The sequence below is a fragment of the Actinomadura sp. NPDC047616 genome (assembly GCF_040642915.1).
Taxonomy (GTDB): Bacteria; Actinomycetota; Actinomycetes; order Streptosporangiales; family Streptosporangiaceae; genus Spirillospora; species Spirillospora miaoliensis.
Genome location: NZ_JBEYTB010000011.1, coordinates 57305 through 73478 on the forward strand (window position 1 = coordinate 57305; position 16174 = coordinate 73478).

Annotated in this window: 15 protein-coding genes; 2 read left to right on the forward strand and 13 right to left on the reverse strand. The window is 72.6% G+C overall.

Annotated elements, in window-relative coordinates:
- Positions 1-58: 58 nt before the first annotated feature.
- From ABZ801_RS25200 to ABZ801_RS25220, 5 genes are read right to left on the reverse strand one after another with little or no spacing between them, the layout of a single operon-like run.
- Complete coding sequence (locus ABZ801_RS25200; RefSeq protein WP_344943696.1) at positions 59-988, reverse strand: type II secretion system F family protein; 930 nt, start codon at positions 986-988, stop codon at positions 59-61.
- Positions 985-1965, reverse strand: a complete 981-nt coding sequence (locus ABZ801_RS25205) for a type II secretion system F family protein (protein WP_360702025.1) — start codon at positions 1963-1965, stop codon at positions 985-987. Before ABZ801_RS25205 ends, ABZ801_RS25200 begins: the two co-directional genes overlap by 4 nt.
- Positions 1966-1992: 27 nt before the next feature.
- Positions 1993-3294 (reverse strand): ATPase, T2SS/T4P/T4SS family, encoded by a 1302-nt coding sequence (locus ABZ801_RS25210; RefSeq protein ID WP_360702028.1) that lies wholly within the window; start codon positions 3292-3294, stop codon positions 1993-1995.
- Positions 3295-4230, reverse strand: coding sequence for a hypothetical protein (locus ABZ801_RS25215; RefSeq protein WP_344943704.1), 936 nt, complete (start codon positions 4228-4230; stop codon positions 3295-3297).
- Between the two features lie 2 nt (positions 4231-4232).
- The gene (locus ABZ801_RS25220; protein ID WP_360702031.1) at positions 4233-5153 is read right to left on the reverse strand and encodes a hypothetical protein; all 921 of its coding nucleotides are present in this window, start codon (positions 5151-5153) and stop codon (positions 4233-4235) included.
- 692 nt (positions 5154-5845) lie between these two features.
- On the opposite strand from ABZ801_RS25220, the gene ABZ801_RS25225 reads away from it, so the two are divergent.
- Positions 5846-10093, forward strand: coding sequence for an FtsK/SpoIIIE domain-containing protein (locus ABZ801_RS25225; RefSeq protein ID WP_360702034.1), 4248 nt, complete (start codon positions 5846-5848; stop codon positions 10091-10093).
- Between the two features lie 12 nt (positions 10094-10105).
- Here ABZ801_RS25225 and ABZ801_RS25230 read toward each other — a convergent pair whose 3' ends face one another.
- The 8 genes from ABZ801_RS25230 to ABZ801_RS25265 form a co-directional block, all read right to left on the reverse strand.
- On the reverse strand, positions 10106-10552 hold the full coding sequence (locus ABZ801_RS25230; RefSeq protein WP_360702037.1) for a hypothetical protein: 447 nt from the start codon (positions 10550-10552) through the stop codon (positions 10106-10108).
- A gap of 74 nt (positions 10553-10626) precedes the next feature.
- Entirely contained in the window at positions 10627-11055 is a 429-nt protein-coding gene (locus ABZ801_RS25235; protein WP_360702039.1) for a hypothetical protein, read from the reverse strand.
- 152 nt (positions 11056-11207) lie between these two features.
- Complete coding sequence (locus ABZ801_RS25240; RefSeq protein WP_360702042.1) at positions 11208-13352, reverse strand: DUF6571 family protein; 2145 nt, start codon at positions 13350-13352, stop codon at positions 11208-11210.
- A 21-nt stretch (positions 13353-13373) separates the two neighbouring features.
- Positions 13374-13616, reverse strand: coding sequence for a hypothetical protein (locus tag ABZ801_RS25245; protein ID WP_360702045.1), 243 nt, complete (start codon positions 13614-13616; stop codon positions 13374-13376).
- Between the two features lie 75 nt (positions 13617-13691).
- On the reverse strand, positions 13692-13961 hold the full coding sequence (locus tag ABZ801_RS25250) for a WXG100 family type VII secretion target (RefSeq protein ID WP_344943725.1): 270 nt from the start codon (positions 13959-13961) through the stop codon (positions 13692-13694).
- Positions 13962-14186: 225 nt separating this feature from the next.
- Positions 14187-14477: a hypothetical protein gene (locus ABZ801_RS25255; RefSeq protein ID WP_360702049.1), complete on the reverse strand. Its 291-nt coding sequence runs from the start codon at positions 14475-14477 to the stop codon at positions 14187-14189.
- Between the two features lie 37 nt (positions 14478-14514).
- A complete protein-coding gene (locus ABZ801_RS25260) occupies positions 14515-14952 on the reverse strand; it encodes an SgcJ/EcaC family oxidoreductase (protein WP_360702051.1) in 438 nt (145 codons plus the stop codon).
- Positions 14925-15620 (reverse strand): SgcJ/EcaC family oxidoreductase, encoded by a 696-nt coding sequence (locus tag ABZ801_RS25265; RefSeq protein ID WP_360702054.1) that lies wholly within the window; start codon positions 15618-15620, stop codon positions 14925-14927. Before ABZ801_RS25265 ends, ABZ801_RS25260 begins: the two co-directional genes overlap by 28 nt.
- 89 nt (positions 15621-15709) lie before the next feature.
- Between ABZ801_RS25265 and ABZ801_RS25270 the strand changes: the two genes are divergently transcribed.
- Entirely contained in the window at positions 15710-16171 is a 462-nt protein-coding gene (locus tag ABZ801_RS25270) for a MarR family transcriptional regulator (RefSeq protein WP_344943749.1), read from the forward strand.
- The last annotated feature ends 3 nt before the right edge of the window (positions 16172-16174 follow it).

The window sequence follows — 16174 nt, forward strand, 5'->3', positions numbered from 1 at the left end:
CGGTCGTCGGGCCGTCGGGCGGTGGTGGGGCCGTCGGGCGGTCGTCGGGCGGTCATCGTCAGGCGGCCATGACCCGCATCACCGCGGGGTAGGCCAGGAAGATCAGGAACGCGGCGCACAGCAGGAGCTGGGCGACGAGCATCGACTGGGACCGCTCCCCGGCCTTGCCCTCCAGCTCCGACAGCTCCCGGCTGCGCATGGACGCGGCGCGCGCCGCCAGCGACTTGCGGACCTGCGCCCCGTCGTCGGCGACCAGCGCCAGCGCGCCCGACAGGTCGCGCAGCTCGTCGATGTCCAGCTCGTCGCCGAGGCGGCCGAGCGCCTGCCAGGGCGTCTGCCCGGTGATGCGGGCGCCCGCCACCGCGTCGCGGATGCGCAGCATCGCCCAGCCCTCGCCGACGTTGGACGCGGTCACCAGCGCCTCGGGCACGCCGCGTCCGCCCGCCAGGTTCATCGACACCAGATCCAGGAACGCGCCGACGACGTGCCGGAAGTCCTGCCGCCGCGCCCGCGCCTCCTCCTTGAGCTGCATGTCGGGAAAGAAGAAGAACAGCACCGCGAACAGCACGCAGATCCACACCGGGACCTGGAACGACACCCCGGCGCCCAGCACCGCGAAGTACCCCGCCACCACCGGGATGAACAGCAGCGCCGCGGCGGGCAGCAGGAACTTGGTGGCCAGGAACGCCTCCAGTGAGCGGCCGGTGATGGCCAGGTCGGCGCGCACCGACCGCAGCCGCCAGCCGCGCGCCTCGCACAGCCGCACCAGCTCCCGGCCGACGCGGGCGCGCAGCCCGCCGACCTTCTCCAGGGTCGGCGACATGCGCCGGGCGGCGTCCTCCTGGTCGCGGCGGCGGGCGGCGTCGAAGGCGGCCAGCCGCGCCGCCAGCCCGGGACGCGGCGGGAACAGCGCCCGCACCAGCAGGTACAGGCCGACGCCGACGACGGCCCCGGCGAGCAGCGGGCCTGTCATGCCGTCTCCCGTCATGCCGATCCACCTCCGCCCGCGTCCATCGCGTGCCGTCCGCGCAGCACCGTGCCGTCCCCGGACGAGCCGTTGGCCTGCCACGACGCCACGGTGGTCGGGACCTCGCCGGGGACGCCGGGCTGCGCGGTGCGCGATCTGGTCAGGAACCGTTCGGGCATCTCGTGCCGGGACAGCCGCCGCAGCCACACGAAGCCCGCCGCGTACAGGGCGATCACCAGGGTCAGCACCAGCTGCCCGAGGAAGTCGTCGTAGGGCTGCACGTAGTCGTGGTTGAAGATGGCCAGGCCGAGGGCCGTGCCGACGGACACGCCGACGACGATGCGGACGCTGCGGCGGGTGGAGCGCCGGTCGGCCTCCACGCGGCGGCGCATGTCCAGCTCGGCGCGGGCGGACACGGCCAGCGCGGTGAGCATGTCGCGCAGCCCGGGGCCGCGCAGCCGCGCGTTGAGGATCAGCGCGGCGATCACCAGGTCGGCGGACGGGTCGTCCAGGTCGTCGGCGAAGCGGCGCAGCGCCTCGGGCATGGGGACGCGGGTGTGCAGACGGTCCACCAGCGTCTCCAGCGGCTGGCGCAGCACCGGGGACGCCACCCGCAGCGACGCGGGGATGGCCTGCTCCAGGCCGACCGCCCCGGCGATCGTGTCGCGCAGCGACTCGGTCCAGGCGGCCAGCGCCTCCAGCCGCGCGATGCCGCGCCGTTCCTCCCCGGCCCCGCCCGCCAGGCCGTTCCACGCCAGCACCAGCACGGCGGCGCCCGCCGCGCCGATCGGCCAGCGCGTCACGATGAGCACGACCGCGCCCGCGACGGCCGCCGCGGCGCCGCGCGTGGTCAGCGTGCGGACCAGCTCCTCGCGGCGCCTGCCGCGCGCCGGCCCCGGCCGGGCGGGCAGCCCGCGGATCGCGGCGGCGAGCAGCAGCAGCCCGCCCCCGACCGCCGCGCCCGCGAGGATGGCGAGCAGGACGTCCGGCGAGTACACCTCACCCACCTCCCCTCGGCGCGGGGGTCACCACGGGCCTCCCAGCGAGGTGTCGTAGCCGTGCCGGGCCAGCTCGTCGGCGCAGGCGATGGGGGCTGCGGGGACGGCGACGCCCTCGCGGCCCAGCGCGAACACCTCCGACGACAGCACCCGCTGGTCGACGCCGGTGACCTCGCGGACGCTGGACACGAAGCGGCGCAGCCGCCCGCCGTGGGCGTAGTCGTTGCGCTTCTCGATGAACACCACGAAGTCGATGGCGCCCGCGATCAGCATGTGGGTGGCCTCCACCGGCAGGCGTTCCTCCGCCTGGATGGCGTAGGTGGCGATGCGGTTGAAGACCTCCATCGAGGAGTTGGCGTGGATGGTCGACAGCGACCCGTCGTTGCCCTGCGTCATCGCGTTCAGCATGGTGACGATCTCGTCGCCGAGCACCTCGCCGACGATGACGCGCGAGGGGTTCATGCGCAGCGACCGGCGCACCAGCTCGGCCATGGAGATCGCGCCCTGCCCCTCGGAGTTGGGCAGCCGCTGCTCGAACGCCACGACGTTGGGATGCAGCTCGGGGAAGGCGTCCAGGCCGAGCTCCAGCGCGCGTTCGACGGTGATGAGCCGTTCGTGCGGCGGGATCTCGTTGGCCAGGGCGCGCAGCAGCGTGGTCTTCCCCGCGTTGGTCGCCCCGGCGATCATGATGTTCTTGCGGGCGGCCACGGCGGCGCTGAAGAACCGGGCCAGCTCCTCGCTGAACGTGCCGTTGCCGACCAGGTCGGGCAGGAACACCTTGCCGAGGCGGGCGCGCCGGATCGACAGCGCGGGCCGCACCGTGACGTCCATCACCGCCGACAGCCGCGAGCCGTCGGGCAGCCGCAGGTCCAGCTGCGGGTTGGCGGTGTCGAACGGGCGCGACGACAGCCCGCTGTAGGCGGCCAGGATCTGGATCAGCTCGACCAGTTCCTCGTCGGACTCGGCCACCGGCTCGCCCATGACCTCGCGGCCGTCGGCGTACCCGATGAACACCCGGTCGCAGCCGTTGATGTCGATGTTCTCGATCTCGGGGTCTTCCAGGAGCGGCTGCAGGCGGCCCACGCCGAACAGCGCGGCGTGCACGCCCGCCGCCAGCGCCTCCTCCTCTTCGGCGTTGGGCGGACGGCGGCCCGCGGTGATCTCGCCGCGCGCGTACTCCTCCAGCACCTGGCCGATCAGCGCCCGCGCGAACTGCCGCTCGTCCTCCCCGGACATGGGGGTCAGCCCGGCGGCCGCGTCGAGCCGGCGCTGCTGGGCGAGCCGGTCGCCCACCTCCTGGCGCAGCCGTTTGACCAGTGCGTGATCCACCTAGAGCCTCCCCTCCTGCAGCTGCGGGTCCAGCGGGGCCGCCGGGCCCCGGCCGCCGGGCGGGGCCGGGTGGACGGCGCCCTCGGGGCCGTGGGCGTGCGGGACGTCGGGGCCCGGCGCGGCGACGCGGGCGGCGAGCGTCCCGGCGATCTCGCGGGCCGAGCGGATCAGCAGGGACCGGTCCAGCCGGCCGCCCCACCGGCCCGCCAGCAGTTCGGCGCCCTTGGGGTCCAGCGCGAGACCGCCCAGCACCGACACCGGCGGGGGCGGCGGGCCGCCGCCCGCGGCCGCGTCGGCGCGCAGCCGCTGGTGGGCGCTGGTGACGATCCGGTCGACCTCGGCGATGGAGGCGCGGAAGTCGCGCGGGTCGGCCAGCACGACGACGCCGACCGGCGGGCCGCCGCGCAGCTCGCCCGCCAGCGCCGCGATGCGTTCGCGCAGGTGGGCGACCTGTTCGAGGGTGGCGCGGGTGAACAGCACGAGCATGTCGGACGCGCGGACCAGGTCGAGCAGCGGGGTGCCGGCGCCGAGCCGTCCGCAGTCGGCGAGCACGTCCACGGGGGCGAGCCCGGCGAACGCGCGGGCCAGCGGGCCCCACAGCCAGGTCATGCCCTGGGCCTGCTCGGCGTTGGTGATGCCGACCAGCACGTCCAGGCCGCCGACCAGCCGCTGGCAGTGCTCGGCGATCTGGTCGGGGCGCAGGCCGCGGCGGGCGGTGGCGGCCAGGCTGAGCAGGCCGCGCGACGGGTTGAGCATGGTGGTGCGGGTGTCGTCGCCGCCGTCGCCGGCCGCCGCGGGCAGCCGGTACACCAGGTCACCGCCGGCCTGGTCGCATTCGGCGACGAGCACGGGCCGGGGCCACACGGCGCCGAGGGCGACGGCGGAGGTGGTGACCCCCGGCGCTCCCTTGTCGGCCGCGAGCGCGATGAGTGCCACGGTCAGTTCCCGCCTGTGCCGGACGACCGCTGCTGCCCGTTGGACTGCTGCCCGCCCTGTTGCTGCCCGCCCGTGCCCGGGTTGGGCGGCGGGTTCTGCCCGCCGTCGTCGGCCCTGGGGGACTGGGAGCCGCCCGTGCCCGGCGAGGACTCCCTGGTCCGCTCGGGGGTGGACGCCGGAGCGGACCCTACCTGCGTGCCGTCCGGGACGAGGCCCACGGCGACGGTGCCCGCCGACGCGGCCTGGGTGACCAGCGCGGCCTCGCCCGGCGCGACCGCCACGTCCACCGACGTCAGGTCGTCGCGCAGCCGGTCGGAGGTGCCGCCGCCCACGCCGAGGACGATCGCGTCGGTGGACAGCACCGTGCCCGCGCGCGGCCCGCCGTTGGCGCCGCCGACCGCGTACAGCGCCACGCGCCTGCCGGTCTCCAGGCCCCGGGCGGGGAACTGGCCGGGCTTGAGCGCCAGCCCCACGACCACGCGGCCCCGCGCGGCGTCGTCGCCCCGGCTGACCATCTCGTTGGTGAGCAGGGTGCCCTTGACCAGCGGCACGGCCGCGTACGCCTGCGTCACCCGGAGCCGCTCGGACCAGGAGATGTACGCCACGCCGGTGTCGCCGATCTGCACCTCCTCCAGCGCGCCGGCCGGGATGCGCTGCCCGGCCGCGACCGGCTGGGCGATCCGGATGGCCGACACCCGCTGGCCGCTGGCCATCACCAGGTACGCGCTGGTCAGCGCACCGCCAAGAATCAGGAGCACGGCCAGGGCGGCCAGCGCGGGCTTGCGCTCGCGCGGCGCGGACGGAAGCCGCTGCCCGCCGGACGCGCCGAGGCCGGACCGGCCGAGCCCGGCCGCCGCGCCGGCGCCGGCGGCGGTCGTCCCGCTCGCGACGGCCGACTGGTTGCTCTTCATCGCACTCGCCACGTGCTCCTTCCCGCCCCGGCGGGCGCCCGCCCCCTCGGGGTCCCGCCCGCGAATCCGTGCCCCGTCCTGCGCCTGGAGTCCGCCGCACTCGCCCTGGCGATCGCCCGGCATCCGGCATGCACCGAGCGATCCATGCTTGCGGGACGGGCGAGGTCACGTCAATGGATTCTCGGAGGTGAAGCCGCTCCGTAACCGCACCCACCGTGATGACCAGCCGATTCTCCGGCCACTTGGGCGCTTACCCGAAGTCACAGAGATCACTGACTGCGTTCGGGAAACCGCAGGTCGCGCCGGGCGAAATGGCGCATCCTGGGATCCGGCACCACCGCGCGGCCGCCGACGCGGGGGACGCGGGTGGGTAATGTGACCGGCGGCGGGGCACGATGGAGGGGCTCTGAATGCGGATCTCGTTCACGGCGCTGACCGGCCGGGGTTCCCGCGACGTGATCGTCAGCGTCGATTCGGATGCGACGGTCGACAGCGTCGCCCGGTCCCTTTCCGCGGCCCTGGACGCGAATGCGCCGGCGAATGAGCGGCCGATTCCCATGGTGCCGCGCTTTTCGAAAGCCGCCCGTTCTGCGGTCGCTCCCGCGCCGGGCGTTCCGTCATCGGGCGCCGGGTCATCGAGCGCCGGGTCGTCGGGTGCGGCGTCGGGGAACGGCGCCCCGCACGCGCTGTGGCTGGACGGCCGCATGCTCGACCCCAAGGCGCAGGCCGTGCGGGAGCTGCGCGAGGGCGCCGTCGTGGCCGTCGAGCAGCGCACGGCCGCCGCGACCGTGCTGGCCGAGCCGACCGGCATGGTGGAGGTCCGCGTGGTGGGCGGGCCCGCCGCGGGCTCGGTGCACCGGCTCGGGCTGGGCGTGACGACCCTGGGCTCCGGCGACGACGTGGACGTCCGCGTGGACGACCCCGCCGTGCCCGCCGTCGCGCTGCGGGTGACCGTTGACCGCGAGACCGTCCGCGTGGACGCGTCGGCGACCGCGATGCTGGACGGCGCGCCGCTCGACCAGACCGGCGAAGCCGCGGTGTGGAAGCCCGGGGCGCTGCTCGCCGTCGGCGCCACCGTGCTGACGCTCGTCCCGGCCGCCGCGCCCGACACCCACCTGGAGCGGATGCCCGACGGCGGGCTGGCGTTCAACCGCCCGCCCCGCCTGCACCCGGCCCGGCCGCCGCGGCGGCTGGAGGTGCCCAAGCGTCCCGAACGCAACCCGCGTGAGCGGCTGCGGCTGTTCGGCGCGCTGCTGTTCTCGGCGTTCGGGCTGGTCATGGCGGTGGCGCTGGGCCAGTGGTGGTGGGCGCTGTTCGCGCTGGCCTGGCCGGTGATGACGGTCGGCGAGTGGATCGGCGACCGGATGCACGGCCGCAAGTCGTACAAGAAGGCGCTGCGCGACTACCAGCGCAAAGCCGCCGAGTTCGACGGCGAGCTGGACCGGCTGTGCCGCGCCGACCAGGACGAGCGCCGCGCCCTGCACCCCGACCCGGCCGAGGTGCTGCTCACCGCGACCGGTCCGCGCCGCCGCCTGTGGGAACGGCGCGTCACCGACTCCGACACGCTGCACCTGCGCGTCGGCCTGGCCGACCTGCCCGCCCGCGTGGAGCTGGTCGGCGAGGCCGACGGCATCGACGTCCCGGCGGCGCGGCTGGTGCCGGTCGCGCTGCCGCTGCCCGACCTCGGCGTGATCGGCCTGACCGGCCCGCGCGCGGCCTCGCGCGGCCTGGCGCGCTGGCTGGTGGCGCAGGCCGCCGCCCTGCACAGCCCCCGCGACCTGGCCATCGTCGTGCTGTGCGCGGACGAGGAGGAACGCGCCGCCGAGAGCTGGAACTGGGTGCGCTGGCTGCCGCACTGCGCGCCGCGCGAGGGCGAGGAGTGCGTGGCGCTGGTCGGCAGCGACCCCGAGTCGGTGGCGCACCGCGTCACCGAACTGGCCATCCGCGTCACCGAACGCCGCCGCGCCGCGCAGGCGTCGTCCTCGTTCTTCGGGCAGGAACGGCAGCCCGGCGACGCCGTCCCGTACAACATCCTGATCGTGCTGGACGGGGCGCGGGCGCTGCGCCGCGTGCCCGGAATGCCGATGCTGCTGTCGCGGGGCGCCGAGTACGGCCTGTACGCGATCTGCGTGGACGACGAGGAGCGGCTGCTTCCGGAGGAGTGCACCGCCGTGGCGGCCTGGGACGGGCCCCACACTCTGCGGCTGCGCGGCCAGGGGCTGGACGCGCTCGGTCCCGTCTTGGCGGACCAGGTGTCGCCGGCGTGGGCCGACCGCGTTGCGCGCGCGCTCGCCCCCGTACGGGACGTGTCGCGCGAGGACGCCGAAGAGGCCATCCCCGCCTCGGCCCGGCTGCTGGACCTGCTCGACATGCCGGATCCGTCCGCCAAGCAGGTGCTGGACGCCTGGCACCGTACCGGCGGCCGCACCACGCGCGTGCCCATAGGCATCGGCCCGGACGGGCCTTTCGAACTCGACCTGCGCACCGACGGCCCCCATGGGCTGATCGCCGGAACCACGGGGGCGGGCAAGTCGGAACTTCTGCAGACGCTCATCGCGTCCCTGGCGGTGGCCAACCGCCCGGACGAGATGACGTTCGTGCTCATCGACTACAAGGGCGGGGCTGCGTTCAAGGACTGCGCCCGGCTCCCCCACACCGTCGGCATGGTGACGGACCTGGACGGGCACGCCACCGAGCGCGCGCTCGAGTCGCTGTCAGCCGAGCTGCGTCGCCGCGAGGAGATCCTGTTGCGCGCCGGGGCGAAGGACATCGACGACTACCACGAGGGCGGCGGCACCGCGCTCCCTCGGCTCGTCCTCGTCATCGACGAGTTCGCGGCGATGGTCTCGGAACTGCCCGACTTCGTCGCGGGCCTGGTCGACATCGGGCGCAGGGGCCGTTCCCTGGGCGTGCACCTGATCCTGGCCACGCAGCGTCCCGCGGGCGTCGTCACGGCCGACATCCGCGCCAACACCAACCTGCGCATAGCGCTGCGCGTCACCGACCCGGACGAGTCCACCGACGTGCTGGACGCACCCGACGCCGCCAACATCGCCAAGTCGACCCCTGGGCGCTGCTACGTGCGTTCCGGCGCGTCCGAGCTGTACCTCGTGCAGACCGCCCGCGTCGGAGGCCGCCGCCCCGGGAGCGTCGCGGCGTCCGCCGCCCCGACCGTCCTCCCGCTCCCCTGGCAGGGCCTGGGCCGCCCCCTGCCCGCGCCCCGCGAAGCCCCGGACGACGCACCCGCCGTCACCGATCTGGCCGCACTCGTCGAGGCCGTGGACGAGGCCGCCCGCCGCGCCGGTATCGACAGGCAGCCGTCCCCCTGGCTGAACCCGCTGCCGGAGAAGGTCAGGCTCACGCCCCGTACGGCCGCCGGGGGCTCTGTGGTGGACGTGCAGCCCGTCCCGTTCGGCATCACCGACCTGCCCGCCGTCCAGTCACGCGAGGCCCTCACGCTGGACCTGACGTCCGGCGGCCACCTCTACATCGCCGGGTCCGCACAGTCGGGCCGTTCCACCGCGCTGCGCACGATCGCGGGCTCCCTGGCCGGGGCGTGCTCCCCCTACGACGCGCACCTGTACGCCATCGACTGCGGCGCCAACGCGTTGCTCCCGCTCGTCTCGCTGCCGCACTGCGGGGCCGTGGTGAGCCGCGACCAGCTCGACCGCGTCGAACGCCTCATCGCCGCGCTCTCCACGGAGGTCGCCCGCCGCCAGCAACTGCTGGCCGAGGCGGGCTTCGCGTCCCTGTCCGAACAACGCGCCGCCGTGGCCGCCACCGACCGCCTCCCCTGGATGCTGCTCCTGCTGGACCGCTGGGAAGGGTTCGTCGCCGCGTTCGAGAACTACGACTACGGCCGCCTGGTCGACGCCCTGCTCCGCCTCCTGCGCGAGGGCGCCTCGGTCGGCCTGCGCGCGGTGTTCACCGGCGACCGTTCCGGGCTGTCCGGCCAGGTCTCCACCGTCTTCGACCGCCGCCTCGTCCTGCGCATGGCCGACCCGAACGACTACGGCTACGCGGGGCTGCAGGAAAAGCAGATCCCCGCCGCCATGCCGCCCGGCCGCGCCCTGGAGGTCGTCGGCCCCGGCCTGCCCCTGCGCGAGTCGCAGATCGGCCTGCTCGGCGACGACCCGTCCGGCACCGCCCAGGTGACCGCGCTCCAGGACATCGCACGCGCCTGCGTCACCCGCTACGGCCGGCTGCCCCGCAAACAGCGCCCCATCCACGTGGACGAACTGCCCGTCCGCGTCACCTACCGCGAGGCGATGGCCCTCGACCCCGAGTTCCTGGCGCCGTCCGCCCTGTGGGCACTGGTCGGCGTGGGCGGCGACACGCTCTCCCCCGTCGGCATCGACCTGCTCAACGAAGGCCCCGGCTTCGTCGTGGCGGGCCCGCCCCGCTCCGGCCGCTCCACCACTCTGCGGACGATCGTCCACTCGCTCCTGGACCCGTCCGTGGGCGGCGGCCTGACCCCCGTCGTCCTCATCACTCCCCGCCGCTCGCCCCTGCGGCAGTTGTCGGGCCGCCCGGGCGTCCTCGGCGTCCTGTCGGCCGACGCCGACTCCGACGACCTCGCCGAGACCATCGGCGAGGAGCACCGCTACGTCGTCGTCGTGGACGACGCCGAACTCCTCGACGAAACCGACCTCGACGACGCCCTGTGCGGCGTCCTGCGCACCGCCCGCGACAGCGAACACGCCGTCGTCATCGGCGGCACCACCGAGGACCTCGGCCGCGGCTACCGCGGCTTCCTCTCCGACACCCGCCGCTCCCGCTCCGGCGTCCTGCTGTCGGTCGACTCCCCCGACGACGGCGAACTGTTCGGCCTCCGCCTCCCCCGCAACGCCCCCCTCGGCGGCCCCACCGGCCGCGGCCTCTTCGTGGCCACCGGCATCACCACCCAGATCCAGGTGGCCCTCCCACCCCCCACAACCGGCGACGACCGGTGACCCGCGGGACGACTACGGGCGGAAGCGCCTGTCGACCGTCCCGAAGTCCTCGTCCATCCAGCTCTGCTGCCGCGCGACCTTCTTGCGCTCTGCCGGGTCGGGCGTGCCCGCCGCCACGGTGAAGAACACCGCCACGTACGCGACGATGATCAGCACACCGAGCTCGGCGCCGGGGCGTTCGTAGATCTCCTCAACGGTGAAGAGCAGCCACACGTGCGACACCAGGGCGACCAGACCGAACGCCACCGCCATCCGCGAGATCCTGCGCGTCCCTTCGGCGCTGGCGGCCACCCCGAGCACCAGGCACGCCACCAAGCCGACGACGAAAGCGGACGCGACCACGGCCGTGACCACCTCACCGAGGCCGAGGTCTTCGAACTCCGCCCATTTCCGGCCGTGGTCGACGGCCTTCTCCGCCGGGAAATAGTTCCACACGAACAACGCACCCGTGACGGCCATGCCCCATACCGCGCCTCTGATCCGCTGCCCGACTTCGACAGCGTCGACCGGACGAGGACTGTCCTGCTGCTGTGTCACGACGGCCTCGGCTCACACTTGTGAATCTGCCCGAACCGCTTCTGCGCGATCCGCATGAACGCGAACATGTCCTGCACCGCATCCCGCCCCCGCACCACCGGCGCGAAGTCAATGCTCAACCACGGCCGCTCGTCGCCACAGCGAAACATGGCGATCACGTAGTTGGGCCTGGGCGAGCCGGCGGCGGGGCTCGCGAAGCCCTTCCCCAGCTCTGACGGCAAGGGATACGAGCTACGTTCAGCGTAGCCTCGCTCCTGCTGGCGTACGATTTTCTCGGCGTCCTCCAGATCCCACTGGAGCCCGAGAGGGGCCGACCTTCCTGCGGCATGTGCCAGACAGAGATAATTGTCAGCGGGATCGCCACCACCAGCAGGCTTGAGCGTACCGGTGATCCCGGTTACGCGACGAAACTCCACCTCTGGCACAAGCTCGCAAATATATGGCGCTCGGTCACTCACAGGCCGCATGTCCGGACGTGGCGTTTCTCTGGCGTCCGGACGCTCTTGATTGACAGTACATCCTGCCGCCGTGAGAGCAAGGCAAATGTGGAGCCAGATCAGACGCCGCATGGCCACTCTCACCGCTGCCCACTCGGCTCCACGTTGAAGCGTCCGTCATCGGTCCGATAATGTCCCGTTGCCTGGCTGATGCCTGTGGCCATCGCACCTCCGGCCCGCTCCTGCAACTCGCGCACGCTGTACCTGTCATCCGCCCATCTCAGCAGCGCTTCGTACTGTTCCGGACCAAGTGAGTCGAGTGGGCGTAGCCGCGGCGGCTCGTCATCAGTGGCAAAAGGTTTGCCACGCAATTCTTTGCCGGTCACCTCGGGCTGTTTGACCAGCGATGAGGCGAGCATCTGTCCGAAGAGCTCTTCGATGGCCTCGGCGTTGGTGGTGGGGCGGTCGGTTACGGCGTCGGGTTTCTGCTCCAATGGCTTGGCGACTTGGGCCGCCACCTTCTCCAGTTGCTTGGCCACCAGGTGGTTGTAGGCCAGTTGCGTTACCGGGCCACCTCGGGAGCCGACGCCGGCGGCGCCGGCATCGCTGATGACCGCGGCAAGGCGCGCGACTTTGGCCTGGAGTTCCTTGTTGACGGCCTCGACGCGACCGTGCTCGGCGTAGACGGCCTGATTGCGGGCCTCCAGCAGGTGGCCGAAGATCTGAGCGTTGGCCACGACGGCATTCTTGAGGCGCGTCCTGTCCCCGGTCGCGGCGGCTTGTTGAATGTCCACCTGGGCGTGCGCGATCTGAGCGTTGAGGAGCTTGTCGAAGGCGTTGGCGTCTCGCGACACCTCCAGCAGCAGGTAGTCCAGATCGGTATCGCTCACCGGAGCCCTGCTACGGTCCGCGCCGAGGATGGACACGCCGTATTCGTCGTTCACCTTGGTGATATGGGAGGCGAGCACGTCGGCCATATGAGGGCGCAGCCCCGATAGCGCGTCGAGTTCGGTTTTCTTGCCGTCGTCGAGCTTGATGCTCCAGTCGCCGTCTACCTTGGCGACCTTGTAGTACTTGCGGGCGTCGTCGGCGAGGATCTTGCCGGCTTCGAAGGCGATCCGCTCGGAGTCCTTGTCGGTGCCGGTGGAGGCGGTCTTGATGACCTTGCCGAGGGCGTCGCCGTGGTCGGTCAGACCCCAGATCGCCCGGCGGTCGCGCAGCAGGTACTCCAGGGTGGAGGTGGCGTTATCGTGCTGCTTGTCGTGGGTCCAGACGCCGAAGGGACGTTGGCTGAGCAGAGCCTGGGCGCCTTCCCGTCCGGACGCGGCGGCGGCGTTGAGGAGCGGGACGAGATAGTCGGTCCTGCGTTCGCCGCCGACGACCTTGGTCGTCCCGTGGTCGAGGGCGTTGCCGAGGCCGTAGCGACCGGCGAGGTCGGGCAGCGGCCAGGTGTGGCGGCCCTTGTGCGTGCGGTCGTTGGCGATCATGCCGCTGCCGACCGTGGAGATGAATTCGGCGGAGAAACGGGCATCTCCGGCAGCGGCCAGCAGCGTGGACAACGACTGGTAGCCCACCACGCCGTGCGGCGGTCTGCTCTGGGGCGGGAAGTTCGCCCGGCCCGCCGCGTTCAGCCGCTGAAGGTACTCCTGGCCGACGTAGCCGCTGCGTTTGGCGGGGTTGGTGCCGAGGGCGAGACTGCGGCCGAGGATGGCCAGGGCCTGCCTGGCGTCGCGGGCCTGGGCGTCCACGCCGTCGCGGTGCTGCTTGATGTCGCCGCCCAGGTGGAACGTGAGGTCGATCGGCAGCCGGACGACTCCCTCCGGGCCGAGCGCTTCCAGCAGTGCCTTGGCGAAGGCAGGCGTGATGTCCTCAGGGTTTACGCGGGCGAGTGCTGCCTTGGCGGCGGCGTCGCCGTCGGCGGCACGACGCAGCAGGCCCGCGACACGCCGGCCGTCGGCGTAGGCGGCCTGGTCGGTGTAGCGGTCGGGCAGGGTGACGTAGGTCCCGTCCGGGCGGCTGATCGTGAAGGCGAGCTTCTGCCGGTCCAGGTTGTGCGCCAGGACGTTGCGGCGGCGCAGGTCGGCCGCGGCCCTGCTCGCCCAGCCGGCGATGCGTTTGATCTCCATAGCCGGGGCGGTGCTGACCCCGGCCCCGTTCAGCGACTGCCAGAGCTGGTCGGCCAGCTCCTCGAGCTTTGGGGCCGCCTGCGTCATCTGCCGCGTCATCTGCTCGAACTGTGCGAGCTTGACGCCGCAGGTGTCCGGCCCCAGCCAGTTGTCCCCCATTGGCCCCTGCCATCCCCGTTGTCAGCCCAGCGGCGGCCGCCGCAGTTTGTCCTGCACCAGCTCCAGGGCCTTGCGCAGTTGCGCGTGCAGCTCCCGGTCACTGCGTTCCAGTTCGTGCCCGAACCCCTTGGCGGACGCCCCGCCGACCCAGGCGTGGTCGGCCATCGCCCGCAGTGGCCCGGTGAAGGTGTGCCAGTGCTCGTCCGACAGCGTCTGGATCCGGTTCAGCGCGAGCTGGAGGCGCAGACGTTCGGCTTCGTTCACGGGACCTCCCTTCGGGCATGGCGCGGGCCCCGGCCTCGGGGGGATGGGCCGGGGCCCGCGCGTCCTTGGGCGCGGTCAGCGCGTGGCGGCCTCGATGTTCTGCTGGGAGCGCTTGATGTCCTGGCTGCCCTGCTCGAGCGCGACGGCCATCTTGTCGAACGCGGCCTTGGCCTCGGCCCAGGCGCTGCGGAAACGGTCGGCGCCGGGGCCCCACCAGATCTCCGTGCTGCTCACCGTGCGGCCATTGAGGTCCTTGATCAGAGCGTCGAGGTTCCTGGAGTGCTTGCTGAACATCCGGGAGAGGTCTTCGAGCGCTCCGATGCTCGCGCCCCGCTTGTCGCTCATGCCCGACCCCTTTCGTCGCTTACCCCGTTTTTTCGAGAGCGCCGACAGTTTACGGCTCAAGGATCACAGGAAGCCACCCGTACATCGACCGGGACGCGTGGTTTTGCCGCATTCTCGCCGCACCCGCTTGGCCGGATCCGGCCACCGATTGCCCTGCTGCGCGACCCCTTCGACGCCCTGATCGACTACAGACCGCGATCTCATGACGCGCGGGATGACCGAGCGTCAAGAAATCCGCAGGCTGAGCAGCCACGCGACGCACGCGACCGCCTCCGCGATATTTCCGGCCGCGCAGATGACGCTGCCCCATTCCGACAGAAAGCACAGCTCTCCGTTGATCGATTGGAGATGGACGTCCGTGCTGAGCGGCGCCTGCGGATGAGCCGCCCGCAGGACGTGTTCTCCCTGGTCACCGACGCGCACCCCGTACTTCGCGAGCGCCTCGGCGAGGGTTGGGGTGGGGTAGGCGAGGAGGCGCCGGTGCGGCGGCGGTGGGGGTGTGGCCGCCGCACGCATCGATCAGGCGGTGTCGTCGTGAGGGTGGGGAGCGGTTTCAGGGGGTGGTGGGGGCGGTGGCGGGCTGGAGCTTGAAGGAGATGGCCTCCATCAGGCGCTTGCGCTGGGCCTTCTGGACGGCGGCGATCCGCCACTGGCCGGCGTCGCGGACGAGGGTGTAGGTGGCGATCTTGCGGGGCTTTCGGGCGCGCTTGCCCTTGACGACGTCGCCTCGGGTGACGACGACGGCGGTGTCCGGGCCGTGGAGGCGCACGTCGAGGACCTCCAGGAGGAGCCTGGTGCCCTTGAGGAAGCCCTCGAACAGCGCCTGGTGGGCGCGGCCGATCTCCTCGGCGCCGTGGTACACGGTTCCGACGAAGGTGACGTCGGTGGCGTCGGCGGTGAAGCACGCGCCGTAGGCGGCGCCGTCTCCCCGGTTCCAGGCGTCCTGGCTCTGTTCCAGGGTGGTCAGAATCGCTGCGGTGTCGGTCGACATGACGGGGGTCCTTTACTTCTCGGCCTGCGGGCGGGTGTCGGGGGAGACCAGGAAGGAGATGCGTTCCATGACCGACTGCCGCTTGGTGTTGTGGAACGCGGCGGTATGCGCCAGTGACCGTCGTCCTGGCGGACGAGCGTGTAGGTCTGCGTCTTGGAGAGTTCGCCGGGCTTCTTGGGGGTGCCGTCGTAGGTGTCGCCGCGGCTGGTGACGATCGCGGTGGCGTTGCCGTAGAAGCGGATGCCGAGGAACGAGTCGGCCAGCTTCGTGCCCTTGAGGAAGCCGCCGAACAGGGCGCGGTGGCCCTCGGTGATGTCGCGGCGTCCCTGGTAGTGGGTGCCGACGTAGGTCGTGTAGGTGGCGTCGTCGGTGAACAACGCGCCGTAGGCGTCGGCGTCGCCTCGTCCCCACGCCTCGGTCAGGGCGTCCAGGGTGGCGCATACGTCGCGGTGGCCTGTGGCGGGCCCGGTCGGGGTGACGCTGAGGCACTCCGGCGTGCCGGTGGCGCGCACGTCGGCGGTGCCGTCGAGCCACAGGTACGCGCCGCCGACGCCCAGGCCGGCCAGCAGGGCGGTGACGCCGAGGGCGCGTCTGACGCGACGCCTGCGGGGGCGGGGCGCGGGCGCTTCCGGGGCTTTGGGGGCGGCCGGGAGGTCGGTAAGGGACATGGTTCCTCCGTCATGGTAGCTTCTTATAAGAAGTTTCTTCTTTGAGGGAGTCTCTTCATTGAAGAAGAAATTAGGGATGGAGGGATCACATGTCAAGGCCGCAGACGTCCGCGGACGCCAGCCGGGCCTACCGGCGGTACCTGAGCGCGGTGATGCTGCACGGCCAGGCCAGTGCCAAGGCGTGCGACCTGGGCGCCACCGACCTGTACGCGCTGAACGTCCTGGAGCTGTCCGGTCCGATGACCCCCGGGGAGCTGGGCGCCCGTACGGGGCTGACGACCGGGCCGACCACCCGGCTGATCGACCGGCTGGAGGCGGCGGGCTACGTCCGGCGGGTGCCCGAGCCGGGCGACCGGCGCAAGGTGCTCGTCGAGCCGATCGGCAGGCCCGCCGGGCTGGACGAGGTCATGGCGCCGGCGCGGAAGCGGATCGGGGAGATCCTCGCCGGGTACTCGCCCGAGCAGCTCGACGTCCTGTTCGACTACTTCACCAGGGCCGCGCGGGCCTACCAGGAGGCCGCCGACCGGCTGCGGGAGGACGGCGGCCGGTGAGGG

Coding starts and splice junctions, on each gene's coding strand:
- ABZ801_RS25200 (WP_344943696.1), bottom strand. CDS start 988: ATGACGGGAGACGGCATGACAGGCCCGCTGCTCGCCGGGGCCGTCGTC.
- ABZ801_RS25225 (WP_360702034.1), top strand. CDS start 5,846: ATGCTCGACCCCAAGGCGCAGGCCGTGCGGGAGCTGCGCGAGGGCGCC.
- ABZ801_RS25230 (WP_360702037.1), bottom strand. CDS start 10,552: ATGGCCGTCACGGGTGCGTTGTTCGTGTGGAACTATTTCCCGGCGGAG.
- ABZ801_RS25240 (WP_360702042.1), bottom strand. CDS start 13,352: ATGGGGGACAACTGGCTGGGGCCGGACACCTGCGGCGTCAAGCTCGCA.
- ABZ801_RS25250 (WP_344943725.1), bottom strand. CDS start 13,961: ATGAGCGACAAGCGGGGCGCGAGCATCGGAGCGCTCGAAGACCTCTCC.
- ABZ801_RS25255 (WP_360702049.1), bottom strand. CDS start 14,477: ATGCGTGCGGCGGCCACACCCCCACCGCCGCCGCACCGGCGCCTCCTC.
- ABZ801_RS25260 (WP_360702051.1), bottom strand. CDS start 14,952: ATGTCGACCGACACCGCAGCGATTCTGACCACCCTGGAACAGAGCCAG.
- ABZ801_RS25265 (WP_360702054.1), bottom strand. CDS start 15,620: ATGTCCCTTACCGACCTCCCGGCCGCCCCCAAAGCCCCGGAAGCGCCC.
- ABZ801_RS25270 (WP_344943749.1), top strand. CDS start 15,710: ATGTCAAGGCCGCAGACGTCCGCGGACGCCAGCCGGGCCTACCGGCGG.